The 17,742-nt window shown below is 72.4% G+C and carries 16 protein-coding genes and 1 other RNA gene; 5 read left to right on the forward strand and 12 right to left on the reverse strand.

What is annotated here, in order from left to right; genetic code table 11:
• Window positions 1-60 precede the first annotated feature (60 nt).
• Both ACIBPB_RS00770 and mdlC read left to right on the forward strand, forming a co-directional pair.
• Window positions 61-864 (forward strand): S-methyl-5'-thioadenosine phosphorylase, encoded by an 804-nt coding sequence (locus ACIBPB_RS00770; protein WP_396837570.1) that lies wholly within the window; start codon window positions 61-63, stop codon window positions 862-864.
• Window positions 865-973: 109 nt separating this feature from the next.
• Window positions 974-2,569, forward strand: a complete 1,596-nt coding sequence (gene mdlC, locus ACIBPB_RS00775; protein WP_396837571.1) for a benzoylformate decarboxylase — start codon at window positions 974-976, stop codon at window positions 2,567-2,569.
• On the opposite strand, the gene ACIBPB_RS00780 is transcribed toward mdlC, so the two are convergent.
• From ACIBPB_RS00780 to pruA, 10 genes are all read right to left on the reverse strand, one after another.
• Window positions 2,562-3,572 carry a hypothetical protein gene (locus ACIBPB_RS00780; protein WP_396837572.1) on the reverse strand — a complete coding sequence of 337 codons (1,011 nt, stop codon included), beginning with the start codon at window positions 3,570-3,572 and terminating at the stop codon, window positions 2,562-2,564. The two genes, mdlC and ACIBPB_RS00780, sit on opposite strands and share 8 nt — an antisense overlap.
• 39 nt (window positions 3,573-3,611) lie before the next feature.
• Window positions 3,612-4,082, reverse strand: a complete 471-nt coding sequence (locus ACIBPB_RS00785; RefSeq protein WP_396837573.1) for a hemerythrin domain-containing protein — start codon at window positions 4,080-4,082, stop codon at window positions 3,612-3,614.
• Window positions 4,083-4,254: 172 nt separating this feature from the next.
• Window positions 4,255-4,923, reverse strand: a complete 669-nt coding sequence (locus ACIBPB_RS00790) for a hypothetical protein (protein ID WP_396837574.1) — start codon at window positions 4,921-4,923, stop codon at window positions 4,255-4,257.
• Window positions 4,924-5,013: 90 nt separating this feature from the next.
• Window positions 5,014-5,389: a transfer-messenger RNA gene (gene ssrA / locus ACIBPB_RS00795) on the reverse strand.
• A gap of 107 nt (window positions 5,390-5,496) precedes the next feature.
• A complete protein-coding gene (gene smpB / locus ACIBPB_RS00800; protein ID WP_396837575.1) occupies window positions 5,497-5,976 on the reverse strand; it encodes an SsrA-binding protein SmpB in 480 nt (159 codons plus the stop codon).
• Between the two features lie 131 nt (window positions 5,977-6,107).
• On the reverse strand, window positions 6,108-6,983 hold the full coding sequence (gene ftsX / locus ACIBPB_RS00805) for a permease-like cell division protein FtsX (RefSeq protein ID WP_396837576.1): 876 nt from the start codon (window positions 6,981-6,983) through the stop codon (window positions 6,108-6,110).
• Between the two features lie 70 nt (window positions 6,984-7,053).
• Window positions 7,054-7,734 carry a cell division ATP-binding protein FtsE gene (ftsE, locus tag ACIBPB_RS00810; RefSeq protein ID WP_357315495.1) on the reverse strand — a complete coding sequence of 227 codons (681 nt, stop codon included), beginning with the start codon at window positions 7,732-7,734 and terminating at the stop codon, window positions 7,054-7,056.
• Window positions 7,735-7,852: 118 nt separating this feature from the next.
• The gene (gene prfB, locus ACIBPB_RS00815) at window positions 7,853-8,974 is read right to left on the reverse strand and encodes a peptide chain release factor 2 (RefSeq protein ID WP_357315498.1); all 1,122 of its coding nucleotides are present in this window, start codon (window positions 8,972-8,974) and stop codon (window positions 7,853-7,855) included.
• Between the two features lie 157 nt (window positions 8,975-9,131).
• Window positions 9,132-9,647: a PadR family transcriptional regulator gene (locus ACIBPB_RS00820; protein ID WP_357315502.1), complete on the reverse strand. Its 516-nt coding sequence runs from the start codon at window positions 9,645-9,647 to the stop codon at window positions 9,132-9,134.
• Between the two features lie 256 nt (window positions 9,648-9,903).
• Window positions 9,904-11,532: an L-glutamate gamma-semialdehyde dehydrogenase gene (gene pruA / locus ACIBPB_RS00825; protein ID WP_396837577.1), complete on the reverse strand. Its 1,629-nt coding sequence runs from the start codon at window positions 11,530-11,532 to the stop codon at window positions 9,904-9,906.
• A 414-nt stretch (window positions 11,533-11,946) separates the two neighbouring features.
• On the opposite strand from pruA, the gene ACIBPB_RS00830 reads away from it, so the two are divergent.
• Window positions 11,947-12,984, forward strand: a complete 1,038-nt coding sequence (locus ACIBPB_RS00830) for a hypothetical protein (RefSeq protein WP_396837578.1) — start codon at window positions 11,947-11,949, stop codon at window positions 12,982-12,984.
• Between the two features lie 15 nt (window positions 12,985-12,999).
• On the opposite strand, the gene ACIBPB_RS00835 is transcribed toward ACIBPB_RS00830, so the two are convergent.
• The gene (locus ACIBPB_RS00835) at window positions 13,000-13,509 is read right to left on the reverse strand and encodes a DUF6912 family protein (protein ID WP_357315510.1); all 510 of its coding nucleotides are present in this window, start codon (window positions 13,507-13,509) and stop codon (window positions 13,000-13,002) included.
• Window positions 13,510-13,715: 206 nt separating this feature from the next.
• Here ACIBPB_RS00835 and ACIBPB_RS00840 point away from each other — a divergent pair, with 206 nt between their 5' ends.
• Together ACIBPB_RS00840 and ACIBPB_RS00845 are read left to right on the forward strand one after the other, a co-directional pair.
• Window positions 13,716-13,943, forward strand: coding sequence for a helix-turn-helix domain-containing protein (locus ACIBPB_RS00840; RefSeq protein ID WP_357315513.1), 228 nt, complete (start codon window positions 13,716-13,718; stop codon window positions 13,941-13,943).
• Between the two features lie 105 nt (window positions 13,944-14,048).
• On the forward strand, window positions 14,049-14,636 hold the full coding sequence (locus tag ACIBPB_RS00845) for an Rv3235 family protein (protein WP_396837579.1): 588 nt from the start codon (window positions 14,049-14,051) through the stop codon (window positions 14,634-14,636).
• Window positions 14,637-14,756: 120 nt separating this feature from the next.
• Here ACIBPB_RS00845 and secA read toward each other — a convergent pair whose 3' ends face one another.
• The gene (secA, locus tag ACIBPB_RS00850) at window positions 14,757-17,663 is read right to left on the reverse strand and encodes a preprotein translocase subunit SecA (RefSeq protein WP_396837580.1); all 2,907 of its coding nucleotides are present in this window, start codon (window positions 17,661-17,663) and stop codon (window positions 14,757-14,759) included.
• Window positions 17,664-17,742 lie beyond the last annotated feature (79 nt).

Genomic DNA, 17,742 nt, shown 5'->3' on the forward strand with positions numbered 1-17,742 from the left:
CCCGCCCGCTGGCTAAGGTCTGACCGGCGGGTGATCGCGACAGGATCGAGGGAGGGCGGCATGGCGCCAACGGCCGAGCTGGCGGTGATCGGCGGGTCGGGTCTGTACGCCCTGCTCGACGGCGCCTCCGAGCACGAGGTGGAGACGCCGTACGGCGCACCGTCGGATGTCATCACGATCGCCGAGGTGGCTGGCCGCCGGGTGGCGTTCCTGCCCCGGCACGGCCGCGATCACCGCTATCCGCCGCACCTGATCCCCTACCGGGCGAACCTGTGGGCGCTGCGCTCCCTCGGCGTACGCCAGGTGCTCGCGCCGTGCGCGGTGGGCGGGCTGCGCCCCGAGCTGGGGCCGGGCACGTTCGTGCTGCCGGACCAGCTGATCGACCGGACCAGCGGCCGGGCGCAGACCTACTACGACCAGGGCGCGGTGCACGTCTCGTTCGGTGACCCGTACTGCCCGGTGGGCCGCCGGACGCTGCGGGACGCGGCGGCCGGGCACGGGGTGGCGGCGGTGGACGGCGGGACGGTGGTGGTGGTCGAGGGGCCGCGCTTCTCCACCCGGGCCGAGTCCCGCTGGTTCGCCTCGATCGGCGGCACGGTGGTCAACATGACCGGCCATCCGGAGGCGGTGCTGGCCCGCGAGCTGGCCCTCTGCTACACCTCGATCGCCCTGGTCACCGACCTGGACGCGGGCGTCGAGGCCGGTGGTTCGGTGACCCAGGAGGAGGTGTTCCGGGTCTTCGCCGAGAACACCGACCGGCTGCGCGGGGTGCTGCTGGACGCGGTCGCCGCGCTGCCGGCCGAGCGGGACTGCCCGTGCGGGCACGCGCTGGACGGGATCAAACTGCCGTTCCCGCTGCCCTGAGCGCCGGGAAGCGCCCGAAAAGCCGCCGAGCGCCCGATAGATTCGGCTGGTCGGGGCACTGATCATCGGGCCGTCTCCGGCACCGGGCGGGGACGGGAGGCAGCCGGCGATGGCAACGGTCCGCGACACCACCTACGACCTGCTGCGTGACCTGGGACTGCAGACGGTCTTCGGCAATCCCGGCTCCACCGAGGAGCCCTTCCTGCAGGACTTCCCGGCGGACTTCCGCTACGTGCACGCCCTGCAGGAGGCGTCGGCGGTGGCCATGGCCGACGGCTACGCGCAGGCCACCGGCCGGCCCGCGCACGTCAACCTGCACACCGCCCCGGGCACCGGCAACGGCATGGGCAACCTGGTCACCGCCTGGCACAACCGGACGCCACTGATCGTCAGCGCCGGCCAGCAGACCCGGGAGATGCTGCTGATCGAGCCCCGGCTGGCCAACCTGCGGGCGACCGAGCTGACCCAGCCGTACGTCAAGTGGGCCCACGAGCCGGCCCGCGCGCAGGACATCCCGGCGGCCTTCCTGCGGGCGTACGCGACCGCGGTGCAGCCCCCGGCCGGACCGGTCTTCCTGTCCCTGCCGATGGACGACTGGGCCCGGCCCGCCGATCCGCCCCCGCAGCCGCGTACGGTGGCCACCCGGGTGGCCCCCGACCCGGACCGGCTGCGCGACTTCGCCGCCGTGCTGGCCGGCAGCCGCGCCCCGGCGCTGGTGCTCGGCGCGGCGGTGGACCGGGCCGACGCGTGGCCGGCGGCGGTGGCGCTGGCCGAGCGGCTGGCCGCGCCGGTCTGGTCGGCTCCGGCGCCGGAGCGGGCCGTCTTCCCGGAGGACCACCCGCACTTCCGGGGCGTGCTGCCGTACGCGATCGGGCCGCTCGCCGAGGCGCTGCGCGGCCACGACACGGTGCTGGTGGTGGGCGCCCCGGTGTTCCGCTACTACCCGCACGTGCCCGGCGACTACCTGCCCGGCGACGCCCGGCTGCTGCACGTCACCGACGATCCGGACGAGGCGGCCCGCGCCCCGGTCGGGGAGAGCCTGCTGGGCGACGCCGGGCTGGCCCTGGCGGCGCTGGGGGATCTGCTGCCGCCGGCGGAGCGGGCGGCGCCGGAGGCCCGGCCGGCACCACCGCCGCCGGAGGTGACCGACCCGCCGAGCGCCGACGCGCTCTTCGCGGCGCTGGCCGCGCAGTGGCCGGCGGACGGTGTGCTGGTGCAGGAGTCACCGTCCAACCTGGCCGCGCTGCGCCGGCGGCTGCGGGTGACCCGGCCCCGGTCGTACTTCACGATGGCCAGCGGCGGCCTCGGGTTCGGGCTGCCGGCGGCGGTGGGCATCGCGCTGGCCGAGCGGGACAGCGGGCGGAACCGCCCGGTGGTGGCGGTGATCGGCGACGGCTCGTTCCACTACTCGGTGCAGGCGCTCTGGACCGCCGCGCAGCTGCGCCTGCCGCTGCCCGTGCTGGTCCCGGTCAACCAGCAGTACGCCATCCTGAAGGCGTTCGCCGAGCTGAAGCACGCCCCGGGGGTGCCGGCGCTGGACCTGCCGGGGCTCGACGTGACCGCCATCGCCCGCGGCTACGGCTGCGCGAGCCGGGTGCTGGAGTCACCGGAGGCGCTCGGCCCGGCGCTGCGGGCCGCGCTGGCCGCCGACCGGCCCACCGTGCTGCCGGCGCCGATCAGCACCGACGTGCCGCGGATCATCTAGGCCCCCTCGCGGTGAGCGGGGTGCCACTCGCCACGTCCAGCACCGCCCGGCCGCCGAGCGGGGCCTTCAGCGTGACGCTCACCGGCTTCATCACCAGCTGCATGGTGCACGGGCCGGTGGACCGGGTGACTCCGGCCCCGACCACCACCACGTCGTCGCGTTCCAGCACCAGCGGGGTGATCCCGGTGTCGCAGGCGCCCACCCCGACCCGGTAGTCGAGCCGGGTCCCGTCCGCGGTGTCCAGGCTCTGCGCGGTCACCAGGCCGTCGGCGAGCGGGCGTTCCGGGTCGGTGGCCGCCGGCACGGCCCCGATCGCCGGCTTCGCGACGGCGAGCCGGGCGACCGGCGTCCGCAGGCCCTCTACGGTGAACAGCCAGGCCGGCACGGTCGCCTGCCCCCGGCTGGTGCGGACCGACGCGCTGCCCAGCTTCACCCCGGTGACCGTCAGCGGCACGCACGGGTGGTCCGCGGTGATGGAGACCGGCCCGTCCGGCCCGGGTTCGACGGTGGGGCCACCGCCGGGCTTCGGCACGCCGCCGTCCGGCGGGGGCTCCGCCGGCCGCCCGGCGCAGGGCGGTGGGTCGCCCTTGTCCAGCTGGGCGTACGCCTCGGCGGCGCTGATCAGCGGCACCCGGAGGGTGCCGTCGGGGAAGCGGATGGTGCCGGCGGCCGGGGTGGCGGTCGGCAACTCGATCTGCTCCCGGAACCAGCCGTTGCCGAACGCCATCTTGGCGTCGGCGGTGAAGCCCGGATCGCCGGTCAGCACGGTGCCCTCCTCCAGCGGCACGTAGCCGCTGCGCCACGCCTGGCCGGGACGCCAGGCGTCGGCCACCTCGCCGGCCCGCTGGTAGAAGGCCGCCCACCGCTGGTCGGGGGTGGTGGTCGGCGGCGCGGACGCCGGCGCGGCCGGTCCGGAGCCGGGCGCGGCCGGTCCGGAGCCGGGCGCGGCGCAGCCGGCGAGGACCAGGATCGGCAGCCCCAACAGGGCGATCGAGCGACGCATGCCCGGTTGGACGCGGGCCGCGCCCGCCCGGTTCCGGGCTCAGTCCTCCCCGCCCAGATCGGCCTGGTACGCCTCCCAGAGCAGGTCGGCGCCGCGCTGCCGGTGCCGGCGCAGCGCCCGGAGCAGCTCACCGACCCGCGCGCGCAGTTCCTCGGCGGGCACCTCGGGCAGCGCGGCGGCGTGGTGCAGCGCGCCGAGCGCCGTCACGATGAGGGCGTGCTCGCGGGTCAACCGGCGTACGCCCCGGGTGAGCCGCGGGGCTTCGCAGAGCACCTCGGCGTAGAGCCCGGTCGGGCCCTCGGTCAGCCGGACGTGCTCGGCGAAGCCCTGCCGGACCGGGCCGAGGTGCTGGATCAGGCGCTCCCGCCAGTGCGGCTCGCCGACCGGCCCGTCGAGCGCCCGGACGAGGGCGGGCACGGCGCCGGGCAGGGTGGGCCAGGGCAGGGACGCGGCGGGCGGTCGGGCCACCGCGGCGACGGTGGACGGCTGCGGGATCGGACCGGTGACCATGGCGCCTCCCGTCCGACGACTCCGGCTCGGACGCGTCTGCCGCCACGCCGCAGACCCAGGGCCGTCAGCTGCTTCGCTATCGCGTACAGCGATGGTGGACCCGGCCGGGATGGCTGTCCAGGCCCGTCGACCGCCTCATCTGCCCCACCGGCCCCTTCCGTCCCAGGCGTCCCTACCGCCCCAGCGGGTCGGCCGCCATGGTACGCAACTGCCCGGCGAGCGCGTGCGCGTCCGCGTCCCGGCCGCCGGTCGGCCGGCCGGCGGTGATCGCGTCGGCGAGCGCGCGCAGTTCGTACGGGGGCAGCGCGGTCAACCCCACGCCCTGCAGCGGGACGGTGACCCGCCGGCCGCTGTCCGGATCGCGGGCGACCAGGGTGGGCACCCGCACCGCCGCCTCGTCGCCGACCGGGTGCCGGAGCACGCCGCCGCCCCGCACCTCGGCGGTGGCCAGGTCGACGGTCCGGGTGCCCAGCGCGCCACGGACCGAGGCCCGGGTCCCGTCCAGCCAGGCGGCGGTGCGCAGCACCCGCAGGAGCAGGTAGAGCCCGAGCAGGACGACCGGCAGTCCGCAGAGCCCGACGAACCGGGCCGGCCCGAGGGCCGACGTGGTGGATCCGTCGTGCAGTTCCGGCGGGAGCAGCCCCGGGGGCAGGTCCCGCGCCTCGTCGTACGACGGGAAGGGGTCGCCGGTGCCGGTGAGCCGGGACAGCAACCGGTCGGCGAGGAGCGGCAGCAGCACGAAGACCGCCCCGAAGGCGGTGCAGAGGACGCCCACGACCGCGGCGAACACGCGCTGGCCGGGCGACGCGCCGACGGAGAGCCGGATCTTCTCGTTCGTCACAGGCCGCAGCGTAGAGCGCGCCGGCGGCGGCACGGAAGGTGCAGACGACTGTGCGCCCCGGTCCAGGTGGACCGGGGCGCACAGGTCAGGTGGTGGAGGTGCCGGGAATCGAACCCGGGTCCTTCGCCGCCTTGTCAGGGCTTCTCCGAGCGCAGCTCGCTGTGCCTCTACTCGGCCCCTCCGATCACGCGAGCGAGTCGGTGTGACGGGCCCAGTCGCTGATTGATCTCGCCGCACGGACCCCGCGACCGGGTCCGATTGGCCAGCCTCCTAGCTGATGCCGGCTATCTGGGTCGAAGGCGCTCCCAGGCCGACAGACTCGCTACTCGCCTCAGGCGGCGAGAGCGAAGTCAGCGCGATTGTTCTTGGCGCTTATTGGTTTCCGACGACCGATTCACGAGACGACGTCGGCTTCCTCGGCTCGCTTCCCCTGCCGCAACGTACGAAGTCGAAACCAGTCACCCCCTCGACAGGCCGCCCAACTAACTGGCGGCTCCGACAAGCGTAACGCCTGCCGCAACGGGTTTCATCCCGCACCCCGGCCGGCACGCCGAACCGGACAGAACGGACAGGTCAGCCGTCCATTCCCTTGCCGCGCCGGCCCGCCACCCGGGCGATCTCCCGGTCGGCGTCCCGCTTGGCGAGGTCCTGCCGCTTGTCGTACGTCTTCTTACCCCGGGCCAGGCCGATCTCCACCTTCGCCCAGCCGTCGGAGAAGTAGACCTGCAACGGCACCATGGTGAGACCGCTCTCCCGGGTCTTGCCGATCAGCCGGTCGATCTCCAGGCGCTTGAGCAGCAACTTCCGGGTCCGCCGGGGCTCGTGGTTGGTCCAGGTGCCCTGGGTGTACTCCGGGATGTGCATGCCGTGCAGGTAGAGCTCGCCGTTGCGCTCCTGGGCGAACGCGTCGACCAGCGACGCCCGCCCGGCCCGCAGCGACTTGACCTCCGTGCCGGTCAGCGCCATGCCCGCCTCGTACGTGTCGAGGATGGCGTAGTCGTGACGGGCCTTCTTGTTGGAGGCGACCACCTTGCGGCCCTTCTCGCGTGGCACCGGCGCCACCCCCTTCCGATCGGTCCCCGACCACCGGTCGCGGAGCGGAGATCATGCTACCCCGTACACAAGGGCCCTCCCGCGCCGTTTATTCCGGCGCGGAAGGGCCCTCGGAGAGCCGTACGCGGAAACTAGACCCGCAGGTAGAAGCGGAGCGTGACCCAGGCGGTGATCGCGCTGACCAGGCCACCGACCGCGGCCATCAGCGGGAAGGTCAGCATGATCTCCGACCACGAGATGGGGGTGATCAGGCCCTCCAGGGCGGCCAGCGATCCGCCGCCGGCGACCAGTTTCACCCCGATCAGGGCCACCAGGCCGAGGATCGAGCCGAACAGACCGGCGACCACCGCCTCCAGCACGAACGGCGCCTGGATGAACCAGTTGGAGGCGCCGACCAGCTTCATGACCGCGACCTCGCGCCGCTTGCTGTAGGCGGCCACCTGGATGGTGTTGGCGACCAGCAGCAACGCGGCGATCGCCATCACGATCGCGATGGCCAGCGCGAAGTTCTGGATCCCGGTGAGCACCCCGAACACCTTGTCGAGCAGCTTGCTCTGGTCGACGATCTCGTCGACGCCCTCGCTGTCCTTGTACTGGTCGTAGATGTTCTTGTACTGCTCCGGGTTCTTCAGCTTGAGCCGGAACGACTCGGGCAGCTGGTCCGGCTTGACGGCGTTGACCAGGTCGGGCGCGTCGGCGTACATCTGCTTGAAGCGGCTGTACGCCTCGGCCTTGTCGACGTAGGTGACCTCCTTGACCAGCGGGTCACCCTTCAGCTTCGCGTCGAGGTCGGTGCGCTGCTGCTCGTTGACATCGGTCTTCAGGAAGATCGAGACCTCGACCTGCTCGTAGTAGAGGGCCTTCATGTCGCCGACCTTCTGATAGAGAAGGCCGCTGCCGCCCAGCATGAACAGCGACACCGCCATCGTGATGATCATCGCGATGGTCATGGTCACGTTGCGCCACAGTCCGACCAGTACCTCGGACAGGACGTACTTCATCCGCATCGGGAATTCCTCCGGCTCTCCGGCGTGAGGTGTTCGTCGTCAGGATCTACGGATCGTCGGCCGGGCCGGCTCAGCCGTAGACGCCGCGGGCCTGGTCGCGCACGATGCGGCCGCTCTCGATCTCGACGACCCGGCGGCGCATCTGGTTCACGATGTTGGAGTCGTGCGTGACCATCACGACGGTTGTGCCAGTGCGGTTGATCCGGTCCAGCAGGCGCATGATCTCGATCGACGTGTCCGGGTCCAGGTTTCCGGTGGGCTCGTCCGCCAGCAGGATCAGCGGCCGGTTCACGAACGCCCGGGCCACCGCCACGCGCTGCTGCTCGCCACCGGAGAGCTCGTGGGGGTAGCGGTGCTCCTTACCCCCGAGCCCGACCAGCTCCAGAACCTCGGGCACGACCCGGCGGGCGACCGCCTTGGTCTTGCCGATCACCTCCAGCGCGAACGCCACGTTCTCGTAGGCGGTGCGGTTCGGCAGGAGACGGAAGTCCTGGAAGACACAGCCGATGGAACGCCGGAAAGCGGGTCGCTTCCAGGAACGCATCGACGTGACGTCCTTGCCGTTCACGAGGATCCGCCCCTTGTTGGGGGTGACCTCGTGGAGCAGCATTTTGATGATCGTGGACTTGCCGGAGCCGGATGGGCCGATGAAGAAGACGAACTCGCCCTTCTCGATCGAGACGGACACGTTGTCGAGCGAAGGCCGGGACGCCTTCGGGTACGTCTTCGTCACTTGCTCAAGCTGAATCACGGGTCGAGAGTCTACGCGGTGTAACGGATGAGCCAAGCCCCCCGTCCCGTCCTTACCGGCCGCGTCGTCGATTCATCCCGTTACCTGGAGATCGACGACGCGCTCCGTCGAAGGCCGATCACGCACCGTCAGCGATCAGCTGCTGCTGCTTCCGCCAGCGGATACCCGCCTCGATGAAGCTGTCCAGTTCGCCGTCGAAGACCGCGGACGGATTGCCCGTCTCCTGCTCGGTCCGCAGATCCTTCACCATCTGATACGGGTGCAGGACGTACGAGCGCATCTGGTCGCCCCACGAGCCGGCCGCGTCGGTCTTCAGGCCCTGAAGCTTGGCCTGCTCCTCCTGCCGCTTGCGCTCCAGCAGCCGGGCCTGGAGCACCCGCAGCGCGGAGGCCTTGTTCTGCAGCTGGGACTTCTCGTTCTGGCAGGTGACCACGATGCCGGTCGGGATGTGGGTGATCCGGACCGCCGAGTCGGTGGTGTTCACGCTCTGCCCGCCCGGCCCCGACGAGCGGTAGACGTCGATCCGCATCTCGTTCTCGGGGATCTCGATGTGGTCGGTCTGCTCGACGACCGGCAGCACCTCGACGCCCGCGAAGCTGGTCTGCCGGCGGCCCTGGTTGTCGAAGGGACTGATCCGGACCAGCCGGTGGGTGCCGGACTCCACGCTGAGCGTGCCGTAGGCGTAGGGCACCTTGACCGTGAAGGTGGCCGACTTCAGGCCCGCCTCCTCGGCGTACGAGGTCTCGTAGACCTCGGTGGGGTAGCCGTGCCGCTCAGCCCAGCGCAGGTACATCCGCAGCAGCATCTCGGCGAAGTCCGCGGCGTCCACCCCGCCGGCCCCGGCCCGGATGGCGACCAGCGCCTCCCGGGAGTCGTACTCGCCGGAGAGCAGGGTGCGGACCTCCATCTCCTGGATGGCCTTGGTCAACCCGGCGATCTCCGACTCCACCTCGGCGAGCGTGCCCGGGTCCGACTCGGCCTGGGCCAGCTCCAGCAGCACCCCGGCGTCGTCGAGACGGGAGCGCAGGCTGCCCAGCTTGCTGATCTCACCGTTGACGTACGACAGCTGCGACGTCACCTGCTGCGCCTTGGCCTGGTCGTCCCACAGGTCCGGCGCGGACGCCTCCTGCTCCAGGCGGTCCTTCTGCTCGTGCAGCTTGTCGAGGTCGAGCACGGCCTCGATGTTGCGCAGGGTGGCGTCGAGTTCCTTGAGCTGTTCGGCGTAATCGGCAGCGGTCACGACTGACAAGCGTACTGCGCGGGCGAGGAGTGAGCTTGCGAGCCCCGCAGTCACGCGCGAAAAGTCGGCACTGCGCGGGCGAGGAGTGAGCTTGCGAGCCCCGCAGTCACGCGCGAAAAGTCGGCACTGCCTCGGCGGCCCGGCCCGGCGCAGGTGGTCAGCCGACCGGGGCGCTCTTGAGCCAGGACAGCGCCGCCTTGTGGTAGGCGACGGCGAACTCCAACGCGCTGGCGTCGTAGTCGTCGCCTTCCTTCTTGGCGTTCTTGACCTGCTCGCGCACCGCGGCCAGCGCCTCGGTGTGGTACTCGTTCGCCGAGGCGTACAGGTTCTTGAGCTGGCTCGCCGAGTGCAGGTTGCCGAAGGCGATCCGTAGCGCGATCGGGTTGCGGATGGTGTCCCGGCCCGGGTTCTCCGCCAGCCAGCGGGAGAATGTCCGTTTTCCGGCCGCAGTGATCGCGTACGGCTGGCTCAACCGCGGCCCGGGCTTGCCGAGCCGCACCAGACCCTTCTCGGCCAGCACCGGAAGCTCCCGGTAGACCTGGCTGCGGGTCATCGACCAGTACGGCGCCAGCCGGCGCTCAGCGGCGGCCATGAGTTGGCCGCCTGTCATCGGGCCGTCGTGCAGCAGGCCCAGCAGGGCCGCCGCCGTCGGGTTGACTCCGGATTCCGCCATGCCCTCTAAGCTGCCACTTTGTCGGACCTGGCGTCCAGGATTTGCCGTTTTAGCCCCCCGTCGGCTGGTCCGATGTGCACTGTCGGCCGACGACAGTCCGCCGCGGACGTCCACACCATCCCCCGGCCGGCCGGTACGGCCGGGCCGTCGGTGGGGCCCGGCCGGTGGCGCGGCCCCAATGGGCCCGGCCGGTGGCGCGGCCCCAGCGGGCCCGGCCGGTGGGGCGGGGCCCCTCGGTGGGGCCCCGCCGCACGGATCAGCCCATGTGCGGGTAGGTGTGGTCGGTCGGCGGGACGAAGGTCTCCTTGATCGTCCGGGGCGACATCCACCGGACCAGGTTGTGCCAGGAGCCGGCCTTGTCGTTGGTGCCGCTGGCCCGGGCGCCGCCGAACGGCTGCTGCCCGACCACCGCACCGGTCGGCTTGTCGTTGATGTAGAAGTTGCCGGCCGCGTACCGCATCTTCTCCGCCACCTGGTCGATCACCCGGCGGTCGGTCGCGAAGATCGACCCGGTCAGCGCGTACGGGGCGATCGACTCCGCCTGGGTCACCACCTCGTCGAAGCGGGCGTCGTCGAAGACGTGCACGCCGAGGATCGGGCCGAAGTACTCGGTGGTGAAGGTCTCGTGCGCCAGGTCGGAGCACTCGAAGAGGGTCGGCCGGACGAAGTAGCCGACCGAGTCGTCGGCGGTGCCACCGGCCAGGATCCGGCAGCTGTCGTCCCCGCTGATCAGCTCCAGCGCGGCGGTGTGCCGGCCGAACGCCTTGTCGTCGATGACCGCGCCGCCGAAGTTGCTGAAGTCGGTGACGTCGCCGTAGGTCAGCGAGTCGGCGGTGGCGGCGAGCCGGTCCCGCAGCCCGCCCTCCCAGATCGACCGGGGGACGTACGCCCGCGACGCGGCCGAGCACTTCTGCCCCTGGTACTCGTACGCGCCCCGGATCAGCGCGGTGTGCAGGGCGTCCACGTCGGCGCTGGAGTGCGCGACCACGAAGTCCTTGCCACCGGTCTCGCCGACCAGCCGGGGGTAGCCCCGGTAGCCGGCGATGTTCTCGCCGACCGTCCGCCACAGGTGCTGGAAGACCTTGGTCGAGCCGGTGAAGTGGATGCCGGCCAGGTCCGGGTCGGCCAGCACCACGTCGGAGACCTCCTCGCCGCGCCCGGTGACCATGTTGATCACGCCGGGCGGCAGGCCGGCCGCCTCGAAGAGCCGCATGGTGAAGTGCGCGGCGAACTGCTGGGTCGGGCCCGGCTTCCAGACCACGGTGTTGCCGAGCAGGGCCGGCGCGGACGGCAGGTTGCCGGCGATCGCGGTGAAGTTGAACGGGGTGACCGCGTAGACGAAGCCCTCCAGCGGGCGGTGGTCGAACCGGTTCCACACCCCGGGCGAGGAGAGCGGCTGCGCGGCCAGGAGCTCGCGGGCGAAATGCACGTTGAACCGCAGGAAGTCGATGAACTCGCAGGCCGCGTCGATCTCCGCCTGCACCACCGTCTTGGACTGGCCCAGCATGGTGGCCGCGTTCAAGGTGTCCCGCCACGGGCCGGCGAGCAGGTCGGCGGCGCGCAGGAAGATCGCGGCCCGCTCCTCGAACGGCAGCGCCCGCCACATCGGCGCGGCGTCCTTGGCGGCCTTCACCGCGGCGCGGGCATCGTCGTGGGTGGCGTGCCCGGTGACGCCCAGCACGTGCGCGTGCTTGTGCGGCTGGACCACGTTGATCGGGTCGCCGCCGGCCATCCGCTGCTCGCCGGCGATGGTCATCGGCAGGTCGATCCGCTCGGCGGCCAGCTCGGTCAGCCGCCGCTGGAGCCGCTCCCGCTCGGCGCTGCCGGGCTGGTAGGTGTGGACCGGCTCGTTGCGCGGCTCGGGTACGGAGAACACGGCGTCCATCAGAGGCTCCTGTGCGATCTCGACGGCGGTGGCGAAATCGGACCCGCGGGCACCGGCCGGACGGCCGGCGTGCCGGACACCGCGCGGCGGACCGGTCGCGGCGGCGGGACCTCGGCCAATTCTTCCATGCGGCGCCGCCCCGCACCCCGCTGGTGCCGTCTCCCGCCGCGACACCGGACGTCGCGCGACACAACGGACCGTAGGCAAAGACCAGGCAGATCCGACGAACCGTCAGCACCGGGCCGGTCCGCACCTGTGATCCGTCACCCTCTCGCCGGGGCGGTGCGACCCGGTCCCGGCGGTGCCGGGGCGCGACACGGCCGCGCCGGGCGGGTCCGGGGCGACGCGTACCCTGGATGGCCGGTGACCCGCCCGGCCCCGCGAGGCGATCCGGGGTCCGTCGAAGGGGAGACGATGAGCAAGCAGCCCGGCAGCTCCACGGCCGCGGAACCGGACCAGCCCGAGCTCGCCCCGGTCGAGGCGGCGGAGCAGCCCGAGGCCGCCCCGATCGAGGCGCCGGAGCAGCCCGCGGCCGCCGGCGACGGGCGCGCCCCCGTCGCCCCCGGTGCCCTGGTGCTGGCGCTGGTGGCGGTGGGCTGGCTGGCCGCGATGCTCTGGTCCACCCGGGCCGCGATCAGCTCGGCCGCCGCCGGGGTCACCGCGATCAGCCTTTCCGCGTACGCGCTGCCCGGCGTGATCACCGCCGCGCTGGTCGCCGGCGCCGCGGTCGCCCTGGCCGTGGCGAACCGGTTCGAGCGGGCCACCGTGCGCTTCCTCGCCGCCGTGGGCACCGGCCTGCTGGTCGGGCTCGCCGCCGCCGTGGCGATCAACCTGACGTACGCCGACAACGCGACCACCAACACCATCGCCGGCACCACCGCGGCGGCGGCCATCATCGGCGGCGCCCTGGCCGGCGCGCGCAACGCTCCCGTGGTCGGCGGGCTGGCCGCCGCCACGCTCGCCGCGCAGCTCTTCGTGGTGCTGTTCAGCCGGGCCCGCGACCCGCTCTCCGACCTGTTCGGCGCCGGGGAGAGCCAGCAGTCGATGCTCGACGCCGCCAAGTGGGTGTCCCGGACGGAGTCGCTGCTCGCCGGGCTGGTCGCCGGGCTGGTCGCCTTCGGCTACCTCACCTGGGCCCGCCGCCGCGCCGCCCGCCGGGACGGGGCCGTCGGGCAGCCGCGCTGGCCGGCGTACCTGCTCGCCGGGGCCGGGCCGGGCCTGCTCCTGCTGCTCACCGAGGTGATCATCCGGATCGGCGGTCGGGGCCTGCTGGACCTGGCCGCCGCGCTCAGCGAGGCCGACGAGGTGGCACAGACCGCGCTCGGCACCTCCCGGGTCGACAACGGGATCTGGGTGCTCTTCGTGGGGGCGCTCACCGCGCTCATCGCGTTCGGCCGCACCCTCGGGCCGCGTCCGGTCGTGAACGAGGACGAGGAGGAGCCGGCCGGCTGACCGGCGACGCGACGGTCAGGAGGCCTCGCGCAGCAGCAGGTCCAGCTCGGTCACGTCGTACCACTCCAGCTCGTGGTCCTCGGCGCCGTCGACGGTGAACTGGGCGTCCGGGTCACCGGCCTGCGCCTCGGCGATCACCTCGGCGGCGGCCGCCACGTCGTCGACCGCCTCGGCCCCGTCCACGTGGATCGCGGCGACCCGCTTCACCGGCACCGCCCCGCTCAACCCGACCAGGCTGGCGCCCAACTCGCCGCCGGCCCGGCCGACCGCCCGCGCCGGCAGGTCCGCCGACACGACCACCCGCCGCCGGGGCGCCGCCGGGTCGGCCCGGAGCAGCAGCAGCGCGTCCTGGGCGGCCCGGGTGAAGGCGACGTACTCCAACTCCTCCTCGTCGCCCTCGGCGTACCACTCGCGCAGCTCCGGGGTGACCGCGTGCGCCTCGGCCGCCGGCAGGCCCTCCTCGCGCAGCCGCGCCAGCATCGGGACGGTCGCCGGCACGTACACCCGGACAAGCTCGTCGGTCACCGCTATCTCCCAGGCTCAGGCACCGGCCGGCGGACACCGGCCCCGGGCGCCGATCATGCCGTACGCCGTGACCGTCATACACCTCGCACCGGCCCTGGAGAAGCCTGCCGCCGGTGTGTCCGATCCCGGATCGACGTCGCGGCGGCTGGGGCGCGGGCACGCCTGATGGCAAACTGAGGCAAACGAAACGAAGTACGGGAGTCGCCGTGGAGCCGAGGTTCCTGCTGCTGTCCGACGTCGCCGCCGAGCTGAACGTGTCGGACTCGCAGGTCTACCACATGGTACGCAGCGGCGAGCTGCCCGCCATCAAGATCGGCGGACGCGGGCAGTGGCGGGTGGAGCGCGCCCAACTGGAGGAGTACATCTCGCGCAAGTACGCCGAGACCGCCGAGTGGGTACGCGGCAACCCGCTCACCGAGCGCGACGCCGAGTAACCGCGCGGTCCCGCAGCGGCATTGACGATCGGCGTTGTGCTGCCCGAGAATGATAGCCTGTCGGAGGCAAACGAAGGCAAACGCAAGGAACAGGGGTCACGAGGAATGGTCGACACCCGCCGCCCGCCGGCACCGCGTCCCCCGGTCCGCCTCCGCCCCGCGCCACCGATCGACCCGCCGCTGGTCGACGACGACGTGCCGTGGGCCGACGTCGACCAGCTCACCCTCGACCTGTTCGACCCCCGCCGCCGCGACCCGGGACGACCCACCGGCCGCCTGGCCGAGGTCCGGCCGGCGCCCACCGGCCCCGGGCGGCACCCGGCCGGACCGCCCGCCCCGCTGGCCACCGCGACCCCGGAGGCCACCCGCGCGGCTTACCGGTTCGTCCGCACCTTCCTGGAGATCGTCAACGGCTACCGCCCACCGGGGCAGCTCCGGCCGCTCTGCCTGCCCGACGCGGCGACCCGGGTGGCCGCCGAACTGACCCGGGCGGCCCGCCGGGTGACCCCGGTCCGCCGTCGCGCCGGCCGACCCGTCCTCCAACTCCGCCGGCTACGAGCCTGCGAACCACGCTCCGGCGCCGTCGAGGCGGCCGCCGTACTCGCCGGGGCGCAGGGCACGAGCTGGGCGATCGCCCTGCGCCTGGAACATCGGCGAGGCGCCTGGCTCTGCACCGTCCTCGACGTCCTCTAACACCCCCGCCGCCCACCCCGGCCCCGGAATCGGGCGGGGCGGCGACCACGACGCGACGGGGACGGCAACAGGCCCCGGCCGGGGGCCGGGGCCTGTTGCGAGGTGGTGCGGGGGCGCGGGTCAGTTGCCGCCGTTGGGGGCGCCGTGGCAGCGCTTGTACTTGCGGCCGGAGCCGCACGGGCAGGGCGCGTTGCGGGACGGGCCCTCGCTGCTGCCGTCCACCTGACCGGGGGCGGCCCGCCGGGCGGCGGTGCTGGCGGCGACGGCCTGGCCGCTCATGCCGTTCGGCGCGCGGCGGGGACCGGACGTGGCGGGCCGCTGCGGGTTCTGGGTACGCCCGACGCCGAGGGCCGGCGCCTCCTGCTCGGCGCGCTCGATCACCGGGGCGCCCCGGCCGGCCTCGCCGTCCACGGCGGGCGCCGAGTATTGCAGGCCCTGCTGCGGAGCGTGGCCGAGGCCCTTGGCCCGGATCTCCACCGGCTTGTCCAGCAGCTGCACCTCCTCGGGCTCCGGCTCGGCCTCCTGGACCTGCACCTCCACGTTGTAGAGGAAGCCGACCGTCTCCTCCTTGATGCCGTCCATCATGGTGGCGAACATGTCGAAGCCCTCGCGCTGGTACTCGATGACCGGGTCGCGCTGGGCGTACGCCCGCAGGCTGATGCCTTCCTGGAGGTAGTCCATCTCGTACAGGTGCTCGCGCCACTTGCGGTCGATCACCTGGAGCAGGACCATCCGCTCGAGCTGGCGGACCGCCTCCTCGCCGAGCTGCTCCTCGCGCCGGTCGTACGCGGCGTGCGCGTCCTCCTTGAGGCGGGCGAGCAGGAAGTCCTGGTCGAGGCCGGCCCGGGAGCCGACCTCCTCCTCCAGGTCCTCCAGGGTCACGGCGACCGGGTAGAGCTGCTTGAGGCTGGACCAGAGCTGCTCCAGGTCCCAGTCCTCGGCGTAGCCGTCGCTGGTGGCGCCCACGACGTACGCGGTGATCACGTCGTCGATCATGTTGCGGACCTGCTCGGAGAGGTCCTCGCCGTTGAGTACCCGGAGGCGCTCGGCGTAGATCACCTGGCGCTGCTTGTTGAGCACCTCGTCGTACTTGAGGACGTTCTTGCGGATCTCGGCGTTCTGGCCCTCGATCTGGGCCTGCGCGCTCTTGATCTGGCGGGTGACCATCTTCGACTCGATCGGCACGTCCTCCGGGATGTTGAAGCGGTCCATCACCGCCTCGACCGCGCCGGCCCGGAAGCGCTTCATCAGGTCGTCCTGCAGCGACAGGTAGAAGCGGGACTCGCCCGGGTCACCCTGCCGGCCGGCGCGACCGCGCAGCTGGTTGTCGATCCGCCGGGACTCGTGCCGCTCGGTGCCCAGCACGTAGAGGCCGCCGGCGGCGGCGACCTCCTCCGCCTCGACGTCGCAGGCCTGCTTCCACTTCGGCAGGATCTCCTCCATCGCCTTGGCGTACTCCTCCGGCTGCTCGACCGGGTCGAGGCCGCGCTGGCGGAGTTCGTTGGCGGCGAGGAACTCGGGGTTGCCACCGAGCAGGATGTCGGTGCCGCGGCCGGCCATGTTGGTGGCGACGGTGACCGCGCCCTTGCGCCCGGCCTGGGCGACGATCTCCGCCTCCTTGGCGTGGAACTTCGCGTTCAGCACGGAGTGCGGGATGCCCCGGCGGCGCAGCAGCTGGGAGAGGATCTCGGAATTCTCCACCGAGACCGTGCCGACCAGCACCGGCTGGCCCTGCTCGTGCCGCTCGGCGATGTCCTCGACCACGGCGTTGAACTTGGCCTTCTCGGTCTTGTAGATGACGTCCGCCCGGTCGAGGCGGACCATCGGCCGGTGCGTCGGGATGGTCACGACGCCGACCTTGTAGACCTTGTTGAACTCGCTCGCCTCGGTCTGGGCGGTACCGGTCATGCCGGAGAGCTTCTCGTAGAGGCGGAAGTAGTTCTGGAGGGTGATGGTGGCCAGGGTCTGGTTCTCCTGCTTGATCTCCACCCCCTCCTTGGCCTCGATCGCCTGGTGCATGCCCTCGTTGTAGCGGCGGCCGTGCAGGATGCGGCCGGTGAACTCGTCGACGATCAGGACCTCGCCGTCGCTGACGATGTAGTCCTTGTCGCGCTTGTAGAGCTCCTTGGCCTTGATCGCGTTGTTCATGTAGCCGACGAGCGGGGTGTTCACCGACTCGTAGAGGTTGTCGATGCCGAGCCGGTCCTCGATCTTGGCGACGCCGCGCTCGGTGATGGCGATGGTCCGCTTGGCGTGGTCGACCTCGTAGTCGCCCTCGCCGTCGGTGCCGGGCTGGAGGCGGGCCACCACGGCGGCGAACTCCTGGTACCAGCGGGCGGAGTGCTCGGCCGGGCCGGAGATGATCAGCGGGGTCCGGGCCTCGTCGATGAGGATCGAGTCGACCTCGTCGACCACCGCGAAGAAGTGGCCGCGCTGGACCAGTTCCTCGCGGGACCAGGCCATGTTGTCCCGCAGGTAGTCGAAGCCGAACTCGTTGTTGGTGCCGTAGGTGATGTCACACTCGTACGCGGCGCGGTGCTCGCTGGCCGGCCGGTTGGGCAGCACCACGCCGACGCTCAGGCCGAGGAACTCGTGCACCCGGCCCATCCAGGCGGCGTCGCGCTCGGCCAGGTAGTCGTTGACCGTGATCACGTGCACGCCCTTGCCGGCGAGCGCGTTCAGGTAGACCGGCATGACCGAGGTCAGGGTCTTGCCCTCACCGGTCTTCATCTCGGCGATGTTGCCGAAGTGCAGCGCCGCGCCGCCCATCACCTGGACGTCGTAGGGCCGCTGGCCGAGCACGCGGGCGGCGGCCTCCCGGCACACCGCGAACGCCTCGGGCAGCAGGTCGTCGAGGGTTTCACCGTCGGCGAGCCGCTCCCTGAACTGGTCGGTCATGCCGCGCAGTTCGTCGTCGGTGAGGTTGACGTAGTCGTCCTCGATCGAGTTGACGGCGGCGGCGATGGCCTTGAGCCGACGCACCATACGGCCCGCGCCCGCGCTAAGGACCTTTTCCAGAATCGACACGGATCAACGCTCCCCTAGACAGTCTCGAACCATCGTAGGCGCTTCGACCCGGCGATGGTCACTGGTGGCGGCGGTCCGG

This window comes from Micromonospora sp. NPDC049836 (assembly GCF_044465125.1).
GTDB lineage: Bacteria > Actinomycetota > Actinomycetes > Mycobacteriales > Micromonosporaceae > Micromonospora.

Excerpts from the sequence above, each read along its gene's own strand:
- ACIBPB_RS00770 (WP_396837570.1), top strand. The coding sequence starts at position 61 with ATGGCGCCAACGGCCGAGCTGGCGGTGATCGGCGGGTCGGGTCTGTAC.
- mdlC (WP_396837571.1), top strand. The coding sequence starts at position 974 with ATGGCAACGGTCCGCGACACCACCTACGACCTGCTGCGTGACCTGGGA.
- ACIBPB_RS00780 (WP_396837572.1), bottom strand. The coding sequence starts at position 3,572 with ATGCGTCGCTCGATCGCCCTGTTGGGGCTGCCGATCCTGGTCCTCGCC.
- ACIBPB_RS00785 (WP_396837573.1), bottom strand. The coding sequence starts at position 4,082 with ATGGTCACCGGTCCGATCCCGCAGCCGTCCACCGTCGCCGCGGTGGCC.
- ftsX (WP_396837576.1), bottom strand. The coding sequence starts at position 6,983 with ATGCGGATGAAGTACGTCCTGTCCGAGGTACTGGTCGGACTGTGGCGC.
- ACIBPB_RS00820 (WP_357315502.1), bottom strand. The coding sequence starts at position 9,647 with ATGGCGGAATCCGGAGTCAACCCGACGGCGGCGGCCCTGCTGGGCCTG.
- pruA (WP_396837577.1), bottom strand. The coding sequence starts at position 11,532 with ATGGACGCCGTGTTCTCCGTACCCGAGCCGCGCAACGAGCCGGTCCAC.
- ACIBPB_RS00830 (WP_396837578.1), top strand. The coding sequence starts at position 11,947 with ATGAGCAAGCAGCCCGGCAGCTCCACGGCCGCGGAACCGGACCAGCCC.
- ACIBPB_RS00845 (WP_396837579.1), top strand. The coding sequence starts at position 14,049 with ATGGTCGACACCCGCCGCCCGCCGGCACCGCGTCCCCCGGTCCGCCTC.